Origin of the sequence: Stenotrophomonas indicatrix (assembly GCF_050573115.1) — a bacterium.
GTDB lineage: Bacteria > Pseudomonadota > Gammaproteobacteria > Xanthomonadales > Xanthomonadaceae > Stenotrophomonas > Stenotrophomonas lactitubi_A.
In genome coordinates this window covers 419,881-440,198 of the sequence record NZ_JBNYZT010000001.1, presented here as the reverse complement: position 1 = coordinate 440,198, position 20,318 = coordinate 419,881, and the positions used below count along the sequence as shown (strand labels likewise).

The window sequence follows — 20,318 nt, the reverse complement described above, 5'->3', positions numbered from 1 at the left end:
GTCAGTGCCTCGCCTTGGCCAGCACCCAGGCCGGGATCGGCTTGAGGCCCTTCACCAGGCCCAGCACGGCCATCACGCGCAGGCCATACCAGCTGATGTCGATCTCCCACCAGCGGAAGCCCTGGCGCGCGGTGCCGGGGAAGAAGTGATGGTTGTTGTGCCAGCCTTCGCCGAAGGTCAGCAGGGCCAGCCACAGGTTGTTGCGGCTGTCATCATGGGTCTCGAAGCGGCGCCGGCCGAAGCGGTGCGCCAGCGAGTTGATGGTGACCGTGGCGTGGAACAGCACGACGGTGGAGATGAAGAAGCCCCAGACCAGCAGCTGCGGGCCGGAGGTATGCAAGGCCGGGGCCATGCGCTCGAGTACAGCGCCGAGGCCATACAGCGCAGCGGCCAGTACCACCGGAACCACGGTGTCGAAGCGGTCCAGCCAGCGCAGCTCCGGGTACTTGGCCAGATCGGGGATGCGCTGCAGGTCAGTGGCAAAGGCGCCGCGGGTGAGGAACCATCCCATGTGGCTGCGCCAGAATCCGCGCTGGCGCGGGGAGTGCGGGTCCTGCGGTTGATCAGCGTGGCGGTGGTGATGGCGGTGGTGTGCCGCCCACCACAACGGGCCGCGCTGCACGCTGGCGGCACCGATGACTGCGAACACGAACTGCACGGTGCGCGACGCCTCGAACGTACGGTGCGAGAAGTAGCGGTGATAGAACGCGGTGATGGCGAACATCCTGATCGCGTACAGGAACACGGCGACGACGACGGCCGTCCAGGACACGCCCACCCAGATCACCCCGAGGCAGGCCACATGCAGCAGTGCGAAGGGCAGGGCGCGCAGCCAGTCGATGCGGTCATCCTGGCCGCCGTCCGCCGCCACTTCGCTTCCGGCATCGGTATCGAACCAGCGCTGGAAGGTGCGCAACAGGCGCGAACGTCTGCGGAGTGGAGGCGCTGCGGATGCCATGGACGGAAGCCCGAGGAAGTCGATTGCCTACCTCTACGCGTTGCAGTGCAGGTTGGATGCAGTGGATTGCAGCCGGCTGCGCTTTCACTTGGCCGTAACAATGCAACTCGCTACCAGTGGTCGCTGCTGTTCCATACGCCAGCGTTGCTCCGGCTGCTCGGTGGCGGCGGCGGCAAAGCGCACGGTCACCTGCGGATAGTCGCCACGTGCATCGCGCAGGTTGCTGGTGCCACGGAACTCCAATAGACGGCGATCGGCATCGGCATAGACGAGTGACAGGCGCGGGGCCACCGCACCGAACCAGGTATCAAGGCGGACGTCCATGGCGTGAGCGGCAAGCCCTTGCCAGCGCACGGGGCCGCGGTACTGCACCTGCACGGGATAGAAGCGCTGCCGCCCGGGCACCAGAAAAGGCAGGCTGACCGGCGTACCACCCAGCAGCGTCTGCCAGTGGGCCCGTACGGCGGCATCGAAGCCGGCATCGATCACGGCATCCGCCGGCAGAGGCAACTGCTTGGTTCGGGAGCGCGCGGAGGAATCTTCCTTCCAGTCGACATGGACCCCGTCACGGTCGACCAGCACGCGGGCCGCTTGGCCGCTGCGCGCGTCCTGCAGCACATAGCCCCGCGCTTGCGGCCGTGCGGCGGCCGGCATCTGCTTGCGGGCGAACGGTTGGCCCGCAGGGCAAAGGTAGTCCACCCAGCGCTCGCTGCCATCGCCGGCTCCGCGCTGCCAATGCACTTCGCGGTAGGCGGTGGCGCCGCCGGGCAGGGTGGCAATGCCTTCCGAACGCAACAGCGGCGCGGCGCCGACGGCGCAAGGCGTGAACAGCAGTAACCAGGCAAGACGCATCGGGGCGATCCATGGGAGGATTGCCAGGCTGTACGCACGCCAGCGCCGGCTGGATGCACGCTGGCAGCAATCCGGGGTGCATCCAACCGGCGCTGCTGTGCGTAGAGGGAAGGACTCCTCTTCACTCAACGGCTGCCCCCGCCGATGTACCGTCCTCCCGCCAGCCCCTCTCTTTCCTTCGACACCGCGCGGATCGTGTCCAGTTCACAGCAGCCCAGCAACGAGCCGACGAACTGGAACGGCGAAATGGACGGCGTCGCCCGGCTGCGCGATCGTGACTGCTTCATGCGCATCTACGACCATTTCATGCCGCGCCTGTGCATCTATCTGCGCGGCCTTGGCGCACCTGCGGCGGTGGCCGAAGAATTGGCCCAGGAGTGCCTGCTGCGCCTGTGGCTGCGCGCAGCCGAATTCGATCCCGCACAGGGCGCACTGAGCACCTGGCTGTACCGCATCGGCCGCAACCTGCACATCGACCGCGTGCGCCGTGAGCGCAGCTGGATGCAGGTGCAGGAAGCGGTGGAGGATGCCGCTGCTGGTGACGTAAGCGAACGCAGCAGCGCCGAACAGTTTGCCGACCATGCCCGTCTGCGCCAGCGTATCAACGAGTTGCCGGCCACACAGGCGCGCCTGGTGCGGATGTCCTATTTCGAGGCAAAGAGCCACAGTGAGATCGCACAGGCGTTGGGCATGCCGCTGGGCACGGTCAAATCGCACCTGCGAAGGGCGTTCCTGCAATTGCAGTCGAAGGTCGGGGGTGCGTCATGAACCCGCACCATCACCTGCATGAGTCGACGTTGATGAGCTACGCCGCCGGTGCCCTGCCGACGCCCTTGAGCATCGTCGCCGGCACGCATCTGGAACAGTGCCCGCACTGCCGCCAGCGCCTGCGCGAAGCGGAGGCCATCGGTGCCGCACTGCTGGAGCAGACCCAGCCGCCGGTAGCTGAGGCGCGGCGGGCAGGGCTGCGCGCCGCAATGCTTGCGCAGCTCGGTGAGGACCACGCCGGCATCGTACCGAGCCCGCTGCGGTCAATGCCGCCGGAACGGCCCGAGGCGGACCCGGACCATCTGCCGAAGTCGCTGCATCCTTACTTTGGCGATTCGCTGGGCCGGTTGCACTGGCGCTGGATGGCGCCGGGCGTGCATTGCATCCGGGCCGAGCAGATGCCTTCGCTGATCATGCTGAAGATCGCGCCGGGCAAATGCCTGCCGATGCACAGCCACGGCCGCAGCGAACTGACCCAGATCCTGCGAGGCTCCTACAATGATGCGCTGGGGTTGTTTGCGCCGGGCGATGTTGCAGACCTGGACGAGGACGTCGAGCACCAGCCGGTAACGGCGCCTGGTGTACCGTGCATCTGCGTGTCCGCGCTGGACGCGCCACTGGTGTTCAGTGGTTGGCTGGCACGCAAAATCCAGCGCTTCGTCAAACTCTAGTCTTATTCAAGGTAAACGGATGCACGAAACACGCCCACTGCGGATTCTGCTGACCGGTGCAACTGGACTGGTCGGGCAGGGCGTTGCCCGTGCCTGCCTCGCTTCGCCGCAGGTTGCGCGGACCGCAGCCTTGGTCCGCAGCAAGGCCGGGCTCGACGCTCGAATCGAGCAGATCGTGCTGGTGGATTTCCAGCAGGCCCGCAACGTCAGCCCGCAGTTGGGAGGTTTCGATGCCTGTTTCTACTGCGCCGGCGCGCCACCAGTCGGCACTGCCGAGGATGAGTATCGGAAGGTGACGCTCGATGCCACCCTGGCTGTGGCTGCAGCGTGGGCGGAAGCGAATCCGGACGGCCGATTCCTGTATGTCTCTGGCGCCCACGCCAATCCACACAGCCGGATCATGCCGCTGCGCATCAAGGGCGAGACCGAGACTGCATTGGCGCAACTCCCTGTGCGCACCGTCATGCTGCGCCCTGCCGGGGTACGCCCTGTCGCCGGGACTGGCACCCGCCATGCAGCATTGAAGCCGCTGTATCGCTTTGGCGGCCCCTTGATGGCGGCAGCCGGCCGCATGCTGCCCTCGTTGGTGACCAGCAACGAGGCCATCGGCCGCGCGATGATCGTGCTGGCGACGATGCCTGACCCACCACCGGTGCTGGAATGCGCGCAGATCAATCGGCTGGGTGCCGCTGCTGCTTCCTGACAGGCGCGGTGCACATCTGCTGCACATCGCCGGAACTACAGTCGTCGATCATCCTTCTGTGACGCATCGACGTGAACCTGCAGCCATCAGCTTCCCTGTTTCGCCCATCGCGCCCCGCACCTGACAACGGCCGTTTCGACCTGCTGGATGTCAACGCGCTGCAGGATCCCGGCAGCGGTCGCATCGTCCATCTCTATTCGCTGGTGGCGCGCTGCCTGTGCTGTGAGCTGGTGTTCAAGGCACAGGAAGGCGATGGACTGGTCAGCACCTCTGCCGCACGCGTGCTGCGTTGTCCGACCGGCTGCGGTGAGCAGGCCTTCAGGGGCAGCGCGCTGCGTCAGTGGCGCCAGGCATCCAACGCTCCGTAAACGGTGCATGGCTAGAGCACGGCCGGATTGGCCTGCCACACGGCGTAGTTGAGCGCGCTGGCGAACGCCACCCATGCCAGGTAAGGCAGCAGCAGCCACGACGCTGCCGGGCGCACGCGATGGAAGGTCACCACGGTCGCCACGATCAGCGCCAGCAACAGCAGGATGTCAGCGAACGCCAACGCCCCCTGTTTCCAGCCGAAGAACAGCCAGCTCCACAACACATTGAGGGCAAGCTGCAGCAGGTAGAGCGCCAGCGCAGGTGTGGCCGTGCGCCACCCGCCCTGGCGCCAGACCAGCCACGCCGCCAGCGCCATCAGTGCATACAGCACCGTCCACACCGGACCAAACACGCTGGCAGGTGGCGCCCATGCAGGCAACACGAGTCCAGCGTAGAAGTCCGCTGCCGAGATCGAGGCGCGGGCGCCCAGCGCTGCTGCCAGAAAAGTGACGAACACCCAGCCCAGAAGACCAACAACCTGCCTGCGGACATTCATGGTGTATCTCCTTCAGCACTGCCACCGGTTGTGACAGCGCGTTGTACGCAGATGCGTCGCGACTGGATGCGGTCTTCGGGTCAGTCGGCCGTGCCGCCGGCGCTGGACTGCGCAGGGGCTGGCAGCAACGCAGGCCGACCATCGAACCATTCGCGGGCGCCGGCCAGATGCCATTGCCGGCGCTGGCCATCCAGCTCGATGCCGGCGCCCAGCAGGCCCCAGCGCAGGTAGAGGTCGCCGCGCTTGCGCTGGTCCAGCAGATCCAGCCGTGCACGCAGCGAAAGACGCTCGTTCTCCGCCTGCAGCCCATCCAGTACCAGATGCCCGGCCCGCCAGCGCAGTCGGGTATGCGCGTCCACCTGGCCGGAATCGAGCAGGGACAAAGCCCAGCGCGGGTAATCGCTGCGTTCGGCAAACAGCGCCAGCAGCGGGCCGGCGTCGCGCATGGCAAGGTCCGCACGCGCGTCCACCTGGAAGGGTGACTGCGCATCGATGTCGCCACGGGCGACGGTGAGGCGGCCCCACCACGGTTGTGGTCGCTGCTGGTCACCGACCTGCACGTTACGCAGTTCGATCACGCTTCCGCCCAGATCGAACCGGCGCTGGCTGAAATCGCCACGCTTCAGCCTGCCATCAACCCGGGCGTCGCCCTGCAGGTCGAGCCCGGCCACCTGCAGGCGTGCGCGTTGACTGCGCAGGCGGACACTGCCGTTGCCGACCCGGCCCTGTGTATCAAGCTGAACATCGCCGCTCACCTGGCCGGCGCCTCCCAGTAGCCGCACCTGGCCGCTGCCCAGGTAGCGGTTGTAGGCGGTGAGGTCTGGAATGGTCGCGTCATCGAAGCGCAGCTGCGCACGCACACCCTTGCGTAGCTCGCGCAGGCGCCCGTCACCGGTCAGTGTCAGCGCCAGGTCGCGCCCATCGAACAGCGTGGCGCCTTTGGCGCCGCCCGCACGGGCATTGAACGTGGGGAGCTTCACTGCCAGCACGGCGCGCGTCGGCGTCCCGGCCTGCAGTTGGCCGTGGGCGCTGGCGGTTCCCTGCATGTGCACGCCGGCCACTTCGGCTACTGCCCGCGCCGCAGGAATGTCCACGCTGCTGCCGGCGGCCAGTTCGCCGTTCTGCAGGCGCAGGTCCGCGCGCAGCACGCCACCGCCCTGCAGTTGGAACCAGGGCTTCTGCACGAACAGTGCGGGAATCCAGTTGAGCGATGTGAAGGTCCATTCGCCCTTGACCGTGCCAGAGGTGCGTCCCAGCATCTCGCTGGGATCATCAAATGGAATCTGTCGCCCGGCGATGCTCAGGTCCGCGTCCAGTGCAGCGGCGATTCCTTCGCGTTGCGGCAACCGCGCCTGCAGACGGATATCGCGAGCGGCATCCAGCTGTATCGCCAGCGTTCCTCGATCCGGTGCGCCGGCCCCTACCTGCAACGGAACCCGCCAGACGGCATGACTGCCTGGCTGCAGTGCGCCTTGGTCCAGTGTGATCGAGGCCTGCAGCTGCCCCGGTACGGCGGCACTGGCAACGGCGGGTCGTTGCGTGTCCGTATCCAGGCGCAACCCCTGGCTGCGCGCCTGCATCTCCAGCGCAGCATGCAACAGGCCCAGTTTTGCCAGCCCCGGCGCCTGGTCGCGATAGTGCCGTGGATAGGAGAAATGCGTCTTCAACTGCATGTCGCCGAGCAGTTGGGTGCCGGCAAGGCTGACATCGGCATCAGCGAAGGCCACCTTCGAGTCCAGCAGCTCCGATGGTCCGCCGCGCAGCTGCTTGACGAAGCCGACGGTGCCGCTGCCCTGGCCGACGATCAACAGCTTGCCGACGCGGACGCTGCGGATGCTTTCGCTGTGGATGGCATCGAACCGCAACGTCCAGCCACGGTCGCCGCGCGGTGGAGAGGGAATGGCCTCATCCACGCGCGCGATCTCGGCGGCTACACCGGTCGCGTGCAGCGACGGCACGCGCACCTCGCGCTGGAACAGCGGTAGCACGGCGAGTCGTGCACTGGCCCTGTCCGCGCGCAGTACATACACCGTGTGATTGACGTGGCCGCGCATCTGCACGTTCCAGGCGATGACATGCCCCGGCAGCAGCGTGATCGCAGGCCCGGTGGTCATCACGAACTTGTGCGGCTTGCGGTTGGTGACCTGATCAAACAGGGGGGTATTGAGAAAAATGTTACCTGCGAGCAGATACAGTAGATACAGCCCCAGCAGGTAAGGCAGCAGCGTGCGGCCGTAGTGCAGCCAGCGCTGCGGGCGGGCGAGGGAGTGGGGCATGGACCCTCGGGGTGGAGTGGGATGGCCATCACTATCGTGGATGCTGCTGCGGCGTGATGTGAACGTGCTGCGCACGCAGCGTCCTATAATCGGCACGTCTCTGTTCAAGGAGGTCACGGCATGAATGCCCAGACCAGCAAGGAAGGCGCAACCCCGGATGCGCCGCGCGATGCCGCCACGGCGTCGTTCGATCCGACCTACACCTCGGCCAACAGCGAGGTCCGCGCTTCCGTCGGCGGTTACTCGGTCACGTTGAACGAAGGTGACGGCGCGCTGAAAGTGGGCGCTGAGCAGAAGCGCTCCGCGTCCAGTCTTGCATCGCAGTTCCAAGGTGCGTCGCTGAACATGGCGGGCAGCCCGACAGCCGATGGCGGCAGGGATTACCTGCTCACGATGGAGTCGGTGGTGGGTGCAAGCGTGAAGGGTGCCGGCTTCCAGGACACCAGCAGCACCGGTGTGCGCGGGCGCTACAGGGTCACCCTGCCCAGCGACGCCCTGGACGTCGATCCCACACGCATCAACCCGTTTGATCCGCAGACCATTCCCAAAGGTGGCAGCGTCACCCTGGATGGCCAGCAGTTCACCGGCACCGCACTGGAAGGCAGTTTCCGCAACATCGCCATGCAGAGCCAGACGACCGAGGCGAGCGGTGCCAGCTACCGCGTGGATCGCCTGGATGATGGCCGGGTGCGCGTTACCACCGGGCCGAACGAGGCGGTCGAGGCCTTCAATGGCATGGGCTTCAACGCAGGCAGGTTCAGCGCGATTGCCGGTCGCCAGGATGCGCTCGGTCACTCCGCCGTACGCACCGCCTCTTTTGATATGAATCAACCCGAAGGCCGCCAGGCCTATGAACAGTTCATCGACAACGGCACGATCAGTGGCCAGACCCCGGGCGTGCAGGATCTGGCCACGGTCGAGCGGCTGGGCATGAGTTCGCAGACCCGGCTGAAGGTCGGCTACGGCGACACGTTTGGCATGGATCTGGCGGGTGCACGCAACAGCGGTGACGTGGTGCAGGTCAGTCGCGAAGACGGCAGCCGCACCGAAGTGCGCAGTGTGCAGTACAACGGCAACCTGCCCGCAGCCCGGGTCAGCGCGTACGGCGCCGATGGCCAAGAGGACACGGCGCAGCGCCGCTACGAGTTCACGTTCGACCTGCGCGAGCCTGCGCAGGGCGAGCAGATCGCCGGCATGGTCAATGCGGCACTGTCCGGTGACCCCGCAGGTGATCGCGGGCCGGTGAAGACCGGCGAGCTGAACACACTGAGTTTCAGCGAGGCCCAGATGCGCACCCTGATGGAGCGCACCCAGTCGATGGTCAAGGACAACCCGATGCTGGGTCCGTCCTGGCAGGTCCTGGCAGAGGACGGCAGCGGCAAGCCGCAGCAGGATGTGGACGCCTTCGCCCTGGGGCTGGCGCGCAACCAGGGGCAATCCACCTACGGCATGGCCGAGCGAATGTTCCACATCGCCGCGGCTGGCGGCAGGGATCTGCAGAAGATCGACGCTGGCGTGCAGGGCGAGCACCTGCAGTCACTGGCGCCGCCGTCACCGCTGTTGCCCCTGAAGGACCCCCGGCACACTGCCAGCCCGGACCATGGCATGTGGCTGCAGAGCCAAGGCGCGGTGGGTAGCCTCGACCAGGCAATGGGGCGACAGCCCGATGAAATGAGCGAACGCCTTGGCATGGCACTGCTGGTAGCGGCCAAGGACAAAGGCCTGCAGCGGATCGACGAAGCTGTGCTCAGTGACGACGGCAGGTATGCGTTCGCCGTGCAGGGCCAGCCGCACGCTGCGGATCGGCAGATCGCCCGCGCCGAGACCGCGCAGGCGGTGGCGACGCCGGTTGAGGACCAGGTACGTCAGTTGCAGGATGCACCCGAGCGCAGTGGCGCCGCGCAGCAGGATGCCCGGCAGCAGGAGCAGGCCGTACAGGAGCAGACCGCGCGGGCCATGGCGCGCTGACGCGCGCACGGGCCGGCCGCGGTCATCGCGCGAATGAGCCCTCCGGCGGGCACTGGTGCTCGGCCGAATCGACGACCATGCCCAGGTAAGGTTCGTCGATGCCCTGTGCGGCCAGCAACCGGCGCTGCCAGCCTTTCGCGGCGGGCACGTCACTGCTGAGGCAGGCATGGCGGGCGGCGGCCTCCAGGTTCCATGCAGTGGGGTACTCGGCCAGGATGTCCTGCCACCCCTGTCGCATCAGCGGCCAGTCGACTGCCGAGTTCTGGAACAGCTGCTGCCCCGACACGCCTTCGCTGACCGATGCGTACAGGCGTGCATACAGGCTGGCGCGGCGGCGCTTGGATGTTCGTGCGATGGCATGCCGCGCGAAGGCTTCCATCTGCTGCGCATCGCCCTGCCAGTGCGGGGTGAAGCGCTGCATCGCGATCAGATACAGCGGGTCATGGTCGGGAAAGAGTGTACTGCCTTCGTCGACCAGCGCCATGAACGCGGCTTCGTCCACCCCTTGCCGCAACGCGATCAGGATGGACATTTCATACCAGTAGGGGTCGCGCTTGGCGATCGCCTTGTGCTCCTGCATATAGGCTGCTGCCACCGCGTTGTACTCGTTGAACTGCTGCCAGTCCTGCGCCGCCACCTCGTTCGCATAGCCATCGCCACGGAAACTCCAGGCAAGGTTGAGCGGCACGCGCGCGGCGACCAGGTGCGCCGACGGAGAACGCGGTGATTGCCGGATCCACCGCGCGGCCCACGCGGTCCAGTCATTCCACTGTTGTACGTCCTGATGCGCGGTGCCGATGCGGCGCGACATGCAGATGTAGAAACGACCGAGATTGGAATAGCCGCTGGCGTTGCGCTGGCCTTTGCGGAAGCGCTCGGCCATGGCATCCAGCGCCTTGAAGTCGTCGGCGTCCATCAGTTGTGCCACCTGCTCGCACAGGGCCAGTGAATCGGGATCTTCCGCAGCCCGGACGGGCGAAACGGAAAGACAGGCCACGCTCAACAGCGTACCGACGAAGTGCATCCTGCGCATCGGGATCGTCCTTGAAATTGGGGGCCGGAAATGGCTTCAAGCCGGCCCCGGCAGGCGCAGTATCCCACTGCCCGCCCCCCATCGGAAGCGCCGCGGCCTTCTGCGCTACGCTGGGCACATGTCCCAGAGCCCTGAACTGCTGCGCCGCCTGCTGCGCGCCAAGGACCACATGGACCGCGCCAGCCACGAAGACTGGCCGGTGGCACGGCTGGCGCAGGTCAGTGCGGTCTCCGCCGCCCATTTCGCACGCTCCTTCAAGGACGCGTTCGGGGTGCCGCCGCACCGCTATCTGCTCAGTCGACGCATCGAGCGCGCGGTCGCTCTGTTGCGCGATACCGACCTGCCGATCACCGAGATCGCGCTGCAGACCGGCTGGGCCAGCCTGGGCACCTTCGGCCGCATCTTCCGCGACATCACCGGCGACAGTCCGGGTGCCGTCCGCGACCGCGAGCGTGCCAGTGCCCCGGGCCAGGGCCCTGTACCCGAGTGCCATGCGCGTGCCTCGCAGCGCCCTGACCTGAAGATCGCAGTTTTGGAGAAGCGCCGCCGCAAGGGTCTTGTTAGCGTAGATCCCACCTGAGGGAGGATCCTATGACTGGCATGGTGAATGTGGTGGGGTTGTACGTGCACGACCAGGACGCGGCGCTTGATTTCTACGTCAACACGCTCGGCTTCCAGGTGCACACCGATGTTGGCAGCGGCGACTATCGCTGGTTGACGGTGCATTCCGGCGACAAGGATGGCTTCCAGCTGGGCCTGTTCAAGCCGGGGCCGCCGGTGCACGACGCCGCCACTGCGCTGACCCTGCAGCAGATGGTGGCGAAGGGCGCGATGCCACCCCTGGTGCTGGCGGTGGACGATTGCCGCGCCAGCTACGAAAACCTGCGGGCACGCGGCGTGGAATTCACCCAGGAGCCGGTGGAGCGCTTTGGCGCGGTGGATGCCGGCTTCCGCGATCCGTCCGGCAATGGCTGGAAAATGATCGAGCGCCCCGCAAGGACGCCGCAATGAGGGCCGGCGGCTGGGCGCGTCCCGTCCATCGCTGGACCTCGATCGTTTTTACACTGGCGGTGATCGCCAACTTCGTGGCACGCGGGATGGGGCAGGGCGAGCCCCCGGCGTGGATCACGTACTCGCCGCTGCCGCCGTTGTTCCTGCAGTTGTTCACGGGGTTGTATCTGTTTGCGTTGCATTACTGGCGTGGATCTGTCGGCTCGCGTGCCGAGGCTGCCCCCTGAGGCAGGTCAGCAGAGGTCATCCAGGCTGAGCTGTAAGGCGCGATGGCCCGGCGGAGTGCACTTCGCCGGGCCATCGGATACTCAGCTCAGATCACATCCGCTCGGCTGCGGCCAGCTGGCGCTGGGCAACATGTTCTTCAACGACGCCGGCGCATTGATCGCCACGTAGCTGGCGCCCAGCAGTTCTTCCAGATCCGCGATGGTGACCAGATAGCTGTCCAGGCTGCCCAGTCCCGTTTCATTGGGAATGATCCAGCTGATGGCCTTGGTGGTACCAGTGTTCGGATCCTTGGTGATGATGGTCTTCCAGAAGAATTCCGGGGTCGGAATGCCATGGCTGGCCAGGAAATAGTCATTGGACGCATCGCCGTAGACAACGCCGCCATAGACGTCGACCGGAGCGATGTCCCGATAGCATTCGGCCACGTTCTCGGCCTTGACCCAGATGCCCTGGTTGAAGCTGGAAACCTGCGGCACGATGTTGGTCATGTAGTTGGCGCGACGGATGTAAGTGGCGTCGTAGTCCATGTGATTGGACGTCACCAGATGGCCGCGGTCGTAGCCGGACTGCACGCTAGCATAGGACGCCGTGCTGGTCTGGCCGAGGCAGCCTGCCGGCAGGTCCGGGTCCCGGTAGAAACTGGACGGTCGCGCGGCTGAGCCGGTGTCCGCCACCAGTGTGTATTCGTACCGGGTCGCGCTGTGGATGCTGCAGTCATAGGTCAACACGAACCCGCCCTTGTTGAGGGTCACGACCTGGGCATGTGCGGCCCCGGCAAAAGTGCTGAAAACAAGGGCAAGGAAAAACGTGGCAAGGCGCATTGCGGATCTCCACGGATATGGGCAAGGCGCAGTCGTCCACCACGGCGGGCCAGGCCATTCCGTGTGAAGGACGATGCGGTGACAGGTATTGGGGACGCGACCCGGCCGTGGCCGGTATTGCCTGGGATCTCGACCGCGCACTGGCGTCAGGAAAGCTGTCGCGGTGTCGTTAGCGTCATTTTTTGGCGCCAACAGGTCAACGACCAAAGTGCGAAGGTGTGACTGCGCGCAAGCACTGGGCTCCTGTCAGATCAGGGCGCCCATGCGTGAAAGGAAGACCTGTTAGTGGCGTGCCTGGGCGATACCTGTCCGCAGGGTGTCTGCCGAGAATTAACGTGATGCATCACAGGCGCCAGGTCTGCACGGCCAGATGCCCCGTAGCGGCCCCACAGCGCGGGTGCATCAAGGCGGGCCAGCCCAGCTACATCGTCGACATGACGCACGAGATTGGACAAAGGCGCACCTGCGCGCTCCGTCCCTGGGTTCTTGACGCCGCCTTGGCAGCGGGCGTGGATACTTCCGCCGTCGTTCGTCGAGGAGGATCGAAAATGGGCAGCGCCCAGACCGTCATGACGCCGCGCATCCTGCGTGTGGACGTGATTCCGCTGGACTGCGGTGAAACGGCCGTGGTGGTGGAGTTGGTGTCGGCTCCCGGCAGAGCCTGGGAGAAGGCGCTGAAACGCGTCCTTTCAGAAACCGAGGGACTCGAATCGGCGCAGTCACGCTGCGACGGCCGCTTTGTCTATCTCATCGGGCTCGAGCCCGCAGGTCGCGGCATGGTTCATTGCGTGAACCAGCTCCTGGCTGCCACCCACGAGCGCGTTGCGCCGCCGAGCAGGCATTCCACGCCCCTGCGGCTGCAGCCTGCGGGCATCGTAGCCAGCGCCAGCACACGAGCTTCTTGTAACGGAGGGTGACGCTGAGCCCGCAGGTGCCGGGGGGGGAGAACGCGCGAACGCCGGAAGCGCACGCTGGAGGAGATCTCAGCGCTGACTTGAAGCGATGCGGGTTGCCCGCCTGCAGGCTGTGCCTTACTGCTTTGGCGGTGACTGCGCTGGCGCCTTGTTCTCACTGGCAGCGCCCGCTCCCGAGTCCTGTTCCTCGGAGGCAGCGGTACCACTTCCGCCGCCGGGCACGTTGCGCGCCGGTTCACTGGCTGGCGGGGTTTGCCGAACCGCATCGGCATGCTGTGCCTTATCGGTCCGTTCGCCCTGATCGCAGGCGGACAACGCCATCGCCGCCACGGCACAGAGCAGTAGTACCCGCATGGTCAGACTCCAGAGTGGAAAGCCCCTTGTTTCTAGCGCTGAGCGCGTTGTCCGGGCGTGACGGGGCCGCTTCGCCGCCGGCGGAAATATGCCACTCCTGGCGCTGAAATGGACGCCGCTTTGCCCTTCAAGGGCCGTCCCGCTCACCCCGTCACGACGAGCAGGTGCGCTACAGTTTCTCTCGTAGGTGCCCCCCGCGTCGCGGTCAGGGGCAGCCGAAGACGTGACGCATCAGGAGTCCACATCATGAGTGTTCCCGAGGGATTGGAAGGGAGTGGGCAAGGCCTGACGCGCAGAACCTTCCTGCTGGCCGTCGGCTCGGCTTCACTGCTGGTTGCCTGCAACGGCAAAGCGCCAGCAACTGTTGCCAGTGCCGCCCCTGCAAAGCAGGCGGACGGACGCTTTCTGCAGCTCTCGCAGGCGCTGACGGGCAAGACCGATCTCGATCCGGCGACCGCCGGGCGCATCGAAGCCGCATTCGCCAAGCTGCATCCCGAGATGCACGCCCAGTTCCCGGCACTCGCGGCGAAGGCGCAATACGTGCAAGGCCCTGAAGCACTGCTGGAGGCGGCAGGCGATGCACGCGCTACAGCACTGGCCATCATCACCGCCTGGTACACCGGCAGCGTCGGCAAGGGCCCGCAGGCCATTACCGTTTCCTATCGCGACGCGCTGATGCAGCGCCCCGTGGACGATGGCCTGTTCCCGCCGACCTACGCACAAGGCGGCCCTGCGTGGTGGACGGCTGCGCCGCCGCCGACGGTACGAGCGCACGGCTGAGCCAGCGCTTACATCTCTTTCCCGTAATTGATCTGGATTCCCCTCATGAAAGCTCCGGTTTTCCGTGATGGCGATGCCGATGCCGATGTTGTGATCGTCGGTTCGGGCGTCGTCGGCGCATTGATCGCCCATCAGTTGGTTCGTGCCGGAAAATCGGTTCTGGTCCTTGAAGCCGGCCCCCGCCTGCATCGTTCCGACGTGGTTGAGAACTGGCGGAACGTCAGCTTCGAGCGACGCATCGGCAGCGACTTCCAGGGGCCGTATCCGCAGTCGCCGCTGGCCACTGCGCCGCTGTATTTCCCGGCCAACGACTACGTGGGTCTGACTGGCCCCGATGCCAGCAGCTTCCACCAGGGCTTCATCAAGGCCGTGGGTGGCACCACCTGGCACTGGGCTGCCTCCTGCTGGCGCCACCTGCCGGTGGACTTCAAGATGCAGTCCACTTATGGGGTAGGGCGCGACTGGCCGATCAGCTACGACGACATCGAGCCCTACTACTGCCGCGCCGAGGAGGCCATGGGCGTCTCCGGGCCGAACGACCCGGGCAGGCAGAGCCCCTCCGAGCGCTCCAAGCCCTACCTGGCCGACATGATTCCCTGGGGCAACGGCGACAAGGTGTTCGCCGAGGTGGTCAATCCGCACGGCTACAACCTGGTGCCCATTCCGCAGGGCCGCATGGTCACGCCCTGGAATGATCGGCCCGCCTGCTGCGGCAACAACAACTGCCAGCCGATCTGCCCGATCGGCGCGATGTACAATGGCATCCATACCATCGAAGCGGCCGAGAAGCTGGGTGCGCAGGTATTGGCCGAAGCCGTGGCCTACAAGATCGACACCGATGCGCAGAACCGGGTGACGGCCATCCACTGGTATGACAACAACAAGGTCAGCCACAAGGCCACCGGCCGCAGCTTCGTGATTGCATGCAACGCCCTGGAAACTCCGCGCCTGCTGCTGCTTGCCGCCAACGAGCAGAACCCCAACGGCATCGCCAACAGTTCCGACCAGGTCGGGCGCAACATGCTTGATCATTCCGGTTTCCACTGCTCGTTCATTGCCGATCGCCCGATCTGGCTGGGACGCGGACCGGCGCAGTCCAGCTGCATGGTCGGCCCGCGCGATGGCGCCTTCCGTTCGCAGTACTCGGCCACCAAGATCATCCTCAACAACATCAGTCGCGTGGCGATCGCCACCGATCAGGCGCTGCAGAAGGGGCTCGTCGGCGACGCGCTGGATGCGGAAATCCGCCGTCGCGCAATCTTCGGCGTCGATCTTTCGATCAGCCTGGAACCGCTGCCGGACCCGAGCAATCGCCTGACGCTGTCGAAAACGCGGGTTGATGGCCATGGCCTGGCCTGCCCGGATATCCACTACTCGCTGGGAGATTACGCCCGAAAGGGCTATGACGAGTCCTGCAAACAGCTGCGGCATATCGGCTCGCTGTTCAACGCCGAAGAATTCGTCATCACCACCGCGCTCAATGCCAACAACCACATCATGGGCTCGACCATCATGGGTGCGGATCCGCGCGATTCGGTGGTCGATGGCGAATGCCGCGCGCACGACCACCCGAACCTGTGGTTGCCAGGCGGCGGCCCGATGGTGTCGGCCAGTGTGGTCAACAGCACCCTGACCATGGCCGCACTGGCATTGCGGGCTGCAGATGCCATCGAGCGTGCGGCATGAAGACCTTCGCGTCGGCTCTGCTGATGCTGCTGGCTGCAGCCAGTCAATCCGCGCGCGCAGACGAGGTCGCCGAACGTGGGCGCTACCTCTCGGTCGCCGCAGACTGCGTGGCGTGCCACACCAGCCCCAAGCAGGGCAAACCCTACGCGGGTGGCTACGCGATTGCGTCCCCGCTGGGTGAGATCTGGGCCAGCAACATCACGCCCTCCAAGAGCCATGGCATCGGCCTCTACAGCGAAGATGACTTCGCCAAGGCCGTGCGCGAAGGCGTGCGCAAGGACGGCGCTCATCTGTATCCGGCGATGCCCTATACCTCGTATGCCAAGCTGACCGACGAGGACATCCACGCGCTGTATACCTACTTCATGAAGGAGGTGGCGCCGGTCGATGAGGAAGCGCACGCGACCGAGCTGCCGTTCCCCTTCAGCATCCGGCAGTCCATGGCGGTGTGGAACCTGCTGTTCCTGGACAAGGAAACGTTCAAGCCCGATGCGGGCAAGAGTGCGCAATGGAATCGCGGCGCGTACCTGGTGGAGGGTCTGGCGCATTGCTCCAGCTGCCACAGTCCGCGCGGGCTGATGATGCAGGAAGTGGGCGGCAAGGCCTTTGCCGGCGGCTCGCTGGGTGACTGGTATGCACCCAACATCACCTCCCATCCCACCAGCGGTATCGGTGGTTGGAGCGATGCAGAACTGGCCCAGTATCTGAAGACGGGCCGCGTCGCCGGCAAGGCACAGGCCGGTGGCGGCATGGCCGAAGCGGTGAGCAACAGCCTGTCCAAGCTGCAGGACGAGGACATCGCCGCCATCGTCGCCTACCTGCGCACGGTACCAGCCGTGGCCGACCCTGACGCCACGCGGGCCGCCTTCGCCTGGGGCGATGTCGCCACCACGCCGGGCGAGCAACCAGTACGCGGCACAGGCGCCGCACTGGCATCGGGCGGAGTGCTGTATTCGGGCCTGTGCGCAAGCTGCCATGGATCGCGGGGCGAGGGCAGCAGGGACGGGTACTACCCCTCCCTGGTGCACAACACCACCGTCGGCATGACCCGCCCGCAGAACCTCATCGCCACCATCATCGGCGGCATCGACCGCGATGTGCATGGCGAACACGTGTTGATGCCGCACTTCTCGAAAGGCTCGTTCGTGCAGGACCTGAGTGACGCCGATATCGCAGCGGTGGCGACCTACGTGCGCACACAGTTCGGGCCGGGCGACCAGGTCACCGAGGCACAGGTGGCGCTGACCCGTGCCGGCGGCGAAAAGCCACTGCTGGCGAAGATCGCACGCTTGTGGCTGCCGATGCTCATCCTTGCCGGGCTGGCGCTGGTAGGCGTTGCGCTGCTGGTGCGCCGCGCCTGGAAGAAACGCAAGGACAGGAGGGCTGCAGCATGAAGCTGCTCTCCTTGAACGGCATCGGGCTGCTCCTGCTCGCGGTCAACGGGACGGTCTCGGCCGCCGAAGCGAGTGCCCCCGCCAAACCCAAACCAGTGGACAGCATCGTACAGACGCCGCTGAGTGCCGATTGGGCCGCACGCCTGTGGCTGCAGGACCGCGGCGTAACCCCAAGCGCACGCATCGTGATCGGCACTGGCGTCAACAGCGACGGCTACAAAGGCAGTGGCTGGTCCACCGCCGAGCACATCGACCTGGGCGCGACGATCGATACCGGCAAAGCACTCGGCTTCGACGGTACGCTGCGGGTGGTGTTCTCCGATCGCTTCGGCAACGCCATCAACGAGCGATCCACGGGCTCCTATATCCAGAACCAGGCCTTCTATGGCCAGGGCCAGAACCTGCGTTTCAACGAGCTCTCCTACGAGCGGCTGCTGCTGGACAAGCGGCTGAGCCTGAAAGGGGGTTTCTACTCGATGGGCAACGACTTCGGTGGCTTGCCCTACACCTGCAACTTCAACAACAACGGCCAATGCGGGCATCCGCTGGGCCCGATCTACAGCTCTGGTTGGCTGGACAACCCCACGGGCCAGTGGGGCCTGCGGGTGAAGTGGAACGATCCCTCAGGCTGGTACGCGCAGACCGGCATCTACGACGTCAATCCAACGCGCAAGCAGGCCAACAGTGGCTTCCGTGTTTCGACGAAGGGAAAGACCGGCTTGTTCCTGCCTGTGGAAGTGGGTTACAGCCATGGCAAGTCCGGTGCGGACTACGGTGGCACCTACAAGATCGGCTACTACCTGGACACCTCCAATGCCGATGACATTGGTAATCCGGCCGCGCCTCGCGCCTCGCATCGCAGCGGTTCGTACGTGCAGGCCGCGCAGCGGGTGTGGAAGCCCGAGGGCGATACGGTGCGCGGCATCTCGGTGTTTGGCGTGGCCACCCGTGCCGACGCAAAAACAGGCCTGATGCGCTACTCGTGGGAAGCGGGCGTGAGCTGGCGCGGCGTGATCGCGTCGCGCGAGGATGATGTGCTCAGTCTGGCCTGGAACCGGCTGGATATCTCCGACCGGCTCGCACGGCATCAGCAGCTGACCGGAAAGGATGTGCAGAGCAACGAGCAGTTCGTCGAGCTCAATTACGGTGTGCAGGTCGCCCCGTGGCTGGTGCTGCGGCCGGCGGTGCAGTACGTGGCACGGCCCGGCGCCTATGCCAGCCGACCCGACAGTTGGGTGTTCACCCTGCAGGCGCAGGCGACGCTGTAGGCGTATTCAGACCCGCGGCGCGGGGCGGCAGGCCCGCCGCCCCATGCTGCGGCGCAAGGTGTCAGCCACCATTCGCACTGGTACGGTCCAACCCGTTGCACCACCAACGACGGGGAGAGACGACGATGCGCAAGGTATTGCTGCTGTTGATCCTGCTGACCGGACTGGCGCCCACCGCCTGGGCCGCCACGGTCAAGACCACCCACCGCACCGTTCCCAGCTGGGACGGCACACCCCTTGGGGTCTTTGTCATCGAGCCCCAGGACGCGGGTGGCGGAAAGTACCCGCTGCTGGTGATGCCCAGCAGCTGGGCCGTGCCCAGCGTGGAGTACGTCGGGGTGGCGCAGTCGCTGGCCAAGCGTGGCTATGTGGTCATCAGCTACAGCTCGCGCGGCTTCTGGGAGTCCGGCGGGGCCATCGATATTGCCGGGCCAGCCACGGTCGAGGATGTCAGCGCATTGATCGACTGGGCGCTGGACAACACCCAGTCCGACCCGGCGCGGATCGGCGTCTCAGGCATCTCCTACGGCGCCGGCACCAGCCTGCTGGCGGCGGCACGCGATCCCCGCATCAAGGCGGTGGCCGCCCTCAGCGGATGGGCCGACCTGCAGGCGTCGCTGTACTCCAACGAGACCCCCAGTGCGCAGGGAATCGCGCTGCTGGTAGCTGCCGGCCTGGTCACCGGTCGCCCCGGGTCCGAGCTGGCCACGATCAACCGCAACGTCGTGGTCGGCAACTATCAGGGCGCAGTGGAATCGCTGTTGCCGGTGGCCGCGATCCGCAGCCCCGCTGCGAGCATCAACGATATCAACGCCAACCAGCCCGCCGTATTCCTGGCCAACGCCTTCAACGACAGCCTGTTCCCGCCGGGTCAGCTGGTGGATTTCTTCAACCAGCTGAAAGGCCCCAAGCAGCTGCAGCTGCGCCACGGCGACCATGCCCTCAACGAGGCCTTGGGCGCACTGGGCATTCCCAACGAGGTCTATGACTCGGTGGGCGACTGGTTCGACCATTACCTCAAGGGCGTGACCAATGGCATCGACCGCGAACCGGCGGTGCAGCTGAAGTCACAGAAGGGCAGCTGGAGCCGCTACCCGAACTGGCAGGCGACCAACAGCGGCGCGGTCAGCTACGCGCTGACCGCGCCCGGCGGCCTGCTTCTGCCCACCGGAGGCCTGGCTGAAAACGGGCGCAGCAATGGCTGGAACTACCGCATCGGCAGCGGCCTGCCTACCGCCGCCAATTCCGGCGTGGCGATGGTGTCCGGCTCACTGCAGATGATCAACCTTCCGCCGGGCGCATACGTGCCTTTCATCGGGCGCAACGCCGCCGGCGTCTGGCAGGGCCCGATCTACTGGAATGCACGCCGTCTGGATGGCGCGCCGGAAGTGCGCGTGACCGTCACCCCCAGCCGCGCCAACACCACGCTGTATGCCTATCTGTACGCGGAAGATGTGCTGGGCAATGGTCAGCTGATCAGCCACAAGCCCTACACCCTGCGCGGCGTTGCGCCGGGCCAGGCGACCACCCTCGATCTGCGACTGGAAGCAAGCAGCTGGAACATTCCGGCGGGCAGTCGCCTGACGCTGGTGGTCGATACGGTGGACCTGCGCTACGCAGGCATCAGTCAGCTGGGCGGGGCGGTGACCTTCAGTTCGCCCGCGTCAGCGCCATCGGTGTTGAAGGTGCCGTTGCATTGACTCCACGCCGCGCCCGCCATGGCGGGTGCGGCCGCTCCGGGGGCACACCGGCGGCAGATGCCGCGTGG

20 protein-coding genes are annotated in these 20,318 nt (G+C 65.9%); 14 read left to right on the top strand and 6 right to left on the bottom strand.

What is annotated here, in order from left to right; translation table 11 throughout:
* Position 1 precedes the first annotated feature (1 nt).
* Both ACQ5SA_RS01935 and ACQ5SA_RS01930 read right to left on the bottom strand, forming a co-directional pair.
* A complete protein-coding gene (locus ACQ5SA_RS01935) occupies positions 2-958 on the bottom strand; it encodes an acyl-CoA desaturase (protein ID WP_353098798.1) in 957 nt (318 codons plus the stop codon).
* 84 nt (positions 959-1,042) lie between these two features.
* Positions 1,043-1,810 carry a hypothetical protein gene (locus ACQ5SA_RS01930; protein ID WP_499312310.1) on the bottom strand — a complete coding sequence of 256 codons (768 nt, stop codon included), beginning with the start codon at positions 1,808-1,810 and terminating at the stop codon, positions 1,043-1,045.
* Positions 1,811-1,954: 144 nt separating this feature from the next.
* Between ACQ5SA_RS01930 and ACQ5SA_RS01925 the strand changes: the two genes are divergently transcribed.
* The 4 genes from ACQ5SA_RS01925 (at position 1,955) to ACQ5SA_RS01910 (ending at position 4,320) form a co-directional block, all read left to right on the top strand.
* On the top strand, positions 1,955-2,578 hold the full coding sequence (locus ACQ5SA_RS01925) for a sigma-70 family RNA polymerase sigma factor (protein WP_089235738.1): 624 nt from the start codon (positions 1,955-1,957) through the stop codon (positions 2,576-2,578).
* Positions 2,575-3,249, top strand: a complete 675-nt coding sequence (locus ACQ5SA_RS01920) for a ChrR family anti-sigma-E factor (protein WP_230109378.1) — start codon at positions 2,575-2,577, stop codon at positions 3,247-3,249. Before ACQ5SA_RS01925 ends, ACQ5SA_RS01920 begins: the two co-directional genes overlap by 4 nt.
* Before the next feature lie 19 nt (positions 3,250-3,268).
* Positions 3,269-3,952, top strand: coding sequence for an NAD(P)H-binding protein (locus tag ACQ5SA_RS01915; protein ID WP_499312308.1), 684 nt, complete (start codon positions 3,269-3,271; stop codon positions 3,950-3,952).
* A gap of 71 nt (positions 3,953-4,023) precedes the next feature.
* Positions 4,024-4,320, top strand: coding sequence for a hypothetical protein (locus tag ACQ5SA_RS01910; protein ID WP_499312307.1), 297 nt, complete (start codon positions 4,024-4,026; stop codon positions 4,318-4,320).
* An 11-nt stretch (positions 4,321-4,331) separates the two neighbouring features.
* Here ACQ5SA_RS01910 and ACQ5SA_RS01905 read toward each other — a convergent pair whose 3' ends face one another.
* Both ACQ5SA_RS01905 and ACQ5SA_RS01900 read right to left on the bottom strand, forming a co-directional pair.
* Complete coding sequence (locus ACQ5SA_RS01905; protein ID WP_499312305.1) at positions 4,332-4,817, bottom strand: TspO/MBR family protein; 486 nt, start codon at positions 4,815-4,817, stop codon at positions 4,332-4,334.
* An 80-nt stretch (positions 4,818-4,897) separates the two neighbouring features.
* Positions 4,898-7,093 carry a hypothetical protein gene (locus tag ACQ5SA_RS01900; protein ID WP_499312304.1) on the bottom strand — a complete coding sequence of 732 codons (2,196 nt, stop codon included), beginning with the start codon at positions 7,091-7,093 and terminating at the stop codon, positions 4,898-4,900.
* 120 nt (positions 7,094-7,213) lie between these two features.
* Here ACQ5SA_RS01900 and ACQ5SA_RS01895 point away from each other — a divergent pair, with 120 nt between their 5' ends.
* Complete coding sequence (locus tag ACQ5SA_RS01895) at positions 7,214-9,061, top strand: XVIPCD domain-containing protein (protein ID WP_499312301.1); 1,848 nt, start codon at positions 7,214-7,216, stop codon at positions 9,059-9,061.
* A 22-nt stretch (positions 9,062-9,083) separates the two neighbouring features.
* Here the strand turns inward: ACQ5SA_RS01895 and ACQ5SA_RS01890 are convergent, their stop codons facing one another.
* Positions 9,084-10,094, bottom strand: coding sequence for a hypothetical protein (locus tag ACQ5SA_RS01890; RefSeq protein WP_499312300.1), 1,011 nt, complete (start codon positions 10,092-10,094; stop codon positions 9,084-9,086).
* Positions 10,095-10,212: 118 nt separating this feature from the next.
* Between ACQ5SA_RS01890 and ACQ5SA_RS01885 the strand changes: the two genes are divergently transcribed.
* The 3 genes from ACQ5SA_RS01885 to ACQ5SA_RS01875 are packed head-to-tail and all read left to right on the top strand — an operon-like array spanning position 10,213 to position 11,332.
* The gene (locus tag ACQ5SA_RS01885) at positions 10,213-10,674 is read left to right on the top strand and encodes a helix-turn-helix domain-containing protein (RefSeq protein WP_499312298.1); all 462 of its coding nucleotides are present in this window, start codon (positions 10,213-10,215) and stop codon (positions 10,672-10,674) included.
* Positions 10,675-10,685: 11 nt separating this feature from the next.
* On the top strand, positions 10,686-11,105 hold the full coding sequence (locus ACQ5SA_RS01880) for a VOC family protein (RefSeq protein WP_499312296.1): 420 nt from the start codon (positions 10,686-10,688) through the stop codon (positions 11,103-11,105).
* On the top strand, positions 11,102-11,332 hold the full coding sequence (locus tag ACQ5SA_RS01875) for a hypothetical protein (protein ID WP_499312295.1): 231 nt from the start codon (positions 11,102-11,104) through the stop codon (positions 11,330-11,332). Before ACQ5SA_RS01880 ends, ACQ5SA_RS01875 begins: the two co-directional genes overlap by 4 nt.
* 81 nt (positions 11,333-11,413) lie before the next feature.
* Here the strand turns inward: ACQ5SA_RS01875 and ACQ5SA_RS01870 are convergent, their stop codons facing one another.
* Positions 11,414-12,154 (bottom strand): DNA/RNA non-specific endonuclease, encoded by a 741-nt coding sequence (locus ACQ5SA_RS01870; RefSeq protein ID WP_499312293.1) that lies wholly within the window; start codon positions 12,152-12,154, stop codon positions 11,414-11,416.
* A 548-nt stretch (positions 12,155-12,702) separates the two neighbouring features.
* Here ACQ5SA_RS01870 and ACQ5SA_RS01865 point away from each other — a divergent pair.
* The 6 genes from ACQ5SA_RS01865 (at position 12,703) to ACQ5SA_RS01840 (ending at position 20,250) form a co-directional block, all read left to right on the top strand.
* A complete protein-coding gene (locus ACQ5SA_RS01865) occupies positions 12,703-13,071 on the top strand; it encodes a hypothetical protein (RefSeq protein WP_499312292.1) in 369 nt (122 codons plus the stop codon).
* Positions 13,072-13,668: 597 nt separating this feature from the next.
* Complete coding sequence (locus tag ACQ5SA_RS01860) at positions 13,669-14,202, top strand: sugar dehydrogenase complex small subunit (protein ID WP_499312290.1); 534 nt, start codon at positions 13,669-13,671, stop codon at positions 14,200-14,202.
* 45 nt (positions 14,203-14,247) lie between these two features.
* The gene (locus tag ACQ5SA_RS01855; protein WP_499312288.1) at positions 14,248-15,888 is read left to right on the top strand and encodes a GMC family oxidoreductase; all 1,641 of its coding nucleotides are present in this window, start codon (positions 14,248-14,250) and stop codon (positions 15,886-15,888) included.
* Positions 15,885-17,282 carry a c-type cytochrome gene (locus tag ACQ5SA_RS01850; protein ID WP_499312286.1) on the top strand — a complete coding sequence of 466 codons (1,398 nt, stop codon included), beginning with the start codon at positions 15,885-15,887 and terminating at the stop codon, positions 17,280-17,282. The genes ACQ5SA_RS01855 and ACQ5SA_RS01850 overlap by 4 nt, the downstream gene beginning before the upstream one ends.
* Positions 17,279-18,550 (top strand): carbohydrate porin, encoded by a 1,272-nt coding sequence (locus ACQ5SA_RS01845; protein ID WP_499312285.1) that lies wholly within the window; start codon positions 17,279-17,281, stop codon positions 18,548-18,550. The genes ACQ5SA_RS01850 and ACQ5SA_RS01845 overlap by 4 nt, the downstream gene beginning before the upstream one ends.
* Before the next feature lie 125 nt (positions 18,551-18,675).
* On the top strand, positions 18,676-20,250 hold the full coding sequence (locus ACQ5SA_RS01840) for a CocE/NonD family hydrolase (protein ID WP_499312283.1): 1,575 nt from the start codon (positions 18,676-18,678) through the stop codon (positions 20,248-20,250).
* Positions 20,251-20,318: the final 68 nt, after the last annotated feature.

What these genes read in the sequence shown, in the direction of transcription:
- ACQ5SA_RS01865 (WP_499312292.1), top strand. Translation starts at nt 12,703, where the DNA reads ATGGGCAGCGCCCAGACCGTCATGACGCCGCGCATCCTGCGTGTGGAC.
- ACQ5SA_RS01880 (WP_499312296.1), top strand. Translation starts at nt 10,686, where the DNA reads ATGACTGGCATGGTGAATGTGGTGGGGTTGTACGTGCACGACCAGGAC.
- ACQ5SA_RS01850 (WP_499312286.1), top strand. Translation starts at nt 15,885, where the DNA reads ATGAAGACCTTCGCGTCGGCTCTGCTGATGCTGCTGGCTGCAGCCAGT.
- ACQ5SA_RS01885 (WP_499312298.1), top strand. Translation starts at nt 10,213, where the DNA reads ATGTCCCAGAGCCCTGAACTGCTGCGCCGCCTGCTGCGCGCCAAGGAC.
- ACQ5SA_RS01870 (WP_499312293.1), bottom strand. Translation starts at nt 12,154, where the DNA reads ATGCGCCTTGCCACGTTTTTCCTTGCCCTTGTTTTCAGCACTTTTGCC.
- ACQ5SA_RS01860 (WP_499312290.1), top strand. Translation starts at nt 13,669, where the DNA reads ATGAGTGTTCCCGAGGGATTGGAAGGGAGTGGGCAAGGCCTGACGCGC.
- ACQ5SA_RS01840 (WP_499312283.1), top strand. Translation starts at nt 18,676, where the DNA reads ATGCGCAAGGTATTGCTGCTGTTGATCCTGCTGACCGGACTGGCGCCC.
- ACQ5SA_RS01920 (WP_230109378.1), top strand. Translation starts at nt 2,575, where the DNA reads ATGAACCCGCACCATCACCTGCATGAGTCGACGTTGATGAGCTACGCC.
- ACQ5SA_RS01875 (WP_499312295.1), top strand. Translation starts at nt 11,102, where the DNA reads ATGAGGGCCGGCGGCTGGGCGCGTCCCGTCCATCGCTGGACCTCGATC.
- ACQ5SA_RS01900 (WP_499312304.1), bottom strand. Translation starts at nt 7,093, where the DNA reads ATGCCCCACTCCCTCGCCCGCCCGCAGCGCTGGCTGCACTACGGCCGC.
- ACQ5SA_RS01905 (WP_499312305.1), bottom strand. Translation starts at nt 4,817, where the DNA reads ATGAATGTCCGCAGGCAGGTTGTTGGTCTTCTGGGCTGGGTGTTCGTC.
- ACQ5SA_RS01930 (WP_499312310.1), bottom strand. Translation starts at nt 1,810, where the DNA reads ATGCGTCTTGCCTGGTTACTGCTGTTCACGCCTTGCGCCGTCGGCGCC.
- ACQ5SA_RS01935 (WP_353098798.1), bottom strand. Translation starts at nt 958, where the DNA reads ATGGCATCCGCAGCGCCTCCACTCCGCAGACGTTCGCGCCTGTTGCGC.
- ACQ5SA_RS01915 (WP_499312308.1), top strand. Translation starts at nt 3,269, where the DNA reads ATGCACGAAACACGCCCACTGCGGATTCTGCTGACCGGTGCAACTGGA.
- ACQ5SA_RS01890 (WP_499312300.1), bottom strand. Translation starts at nt 10,094, where the DNA reads ATGCGCAGGATGCACTTCGTCGGTACGCTGTTGAGCGTGGCCTGTCTT.
- ACQ5SA_RS01895 (WP_499312301.1), top strand. Translation starts at nt 7,214, where the DNA reads ATGAATGCCCAGACCAGCAAGGAAGGCGCAACCCCGGATGCGCCGCGC.
- ACQ5SA_RS01855 (WP_499312288.1), top strand. Translation starts at nt 14,248, where the DNA reads ATGAAAGCTCCGGTTTTCCGTGATGGCGATGCCGATGCCGATGTTGTG.
- ACQ5SA_RS01925 (WP_089235738.1), top strand. Translation starts at nt 1,955, where the DNA reads ATGTACCGTCCTCCCGCCAGCCCCTCTCTTTCCTTCGACACCGCGCGG.
- ACQ5SA_RS01845 (WP_499312285.1), top strand. Translation starts at nt 17,279, where the DNA reads ATGAAGCTGCTCTCCTTGAACGGCATCGGGCTGCTCCTGCTCGCGGTC.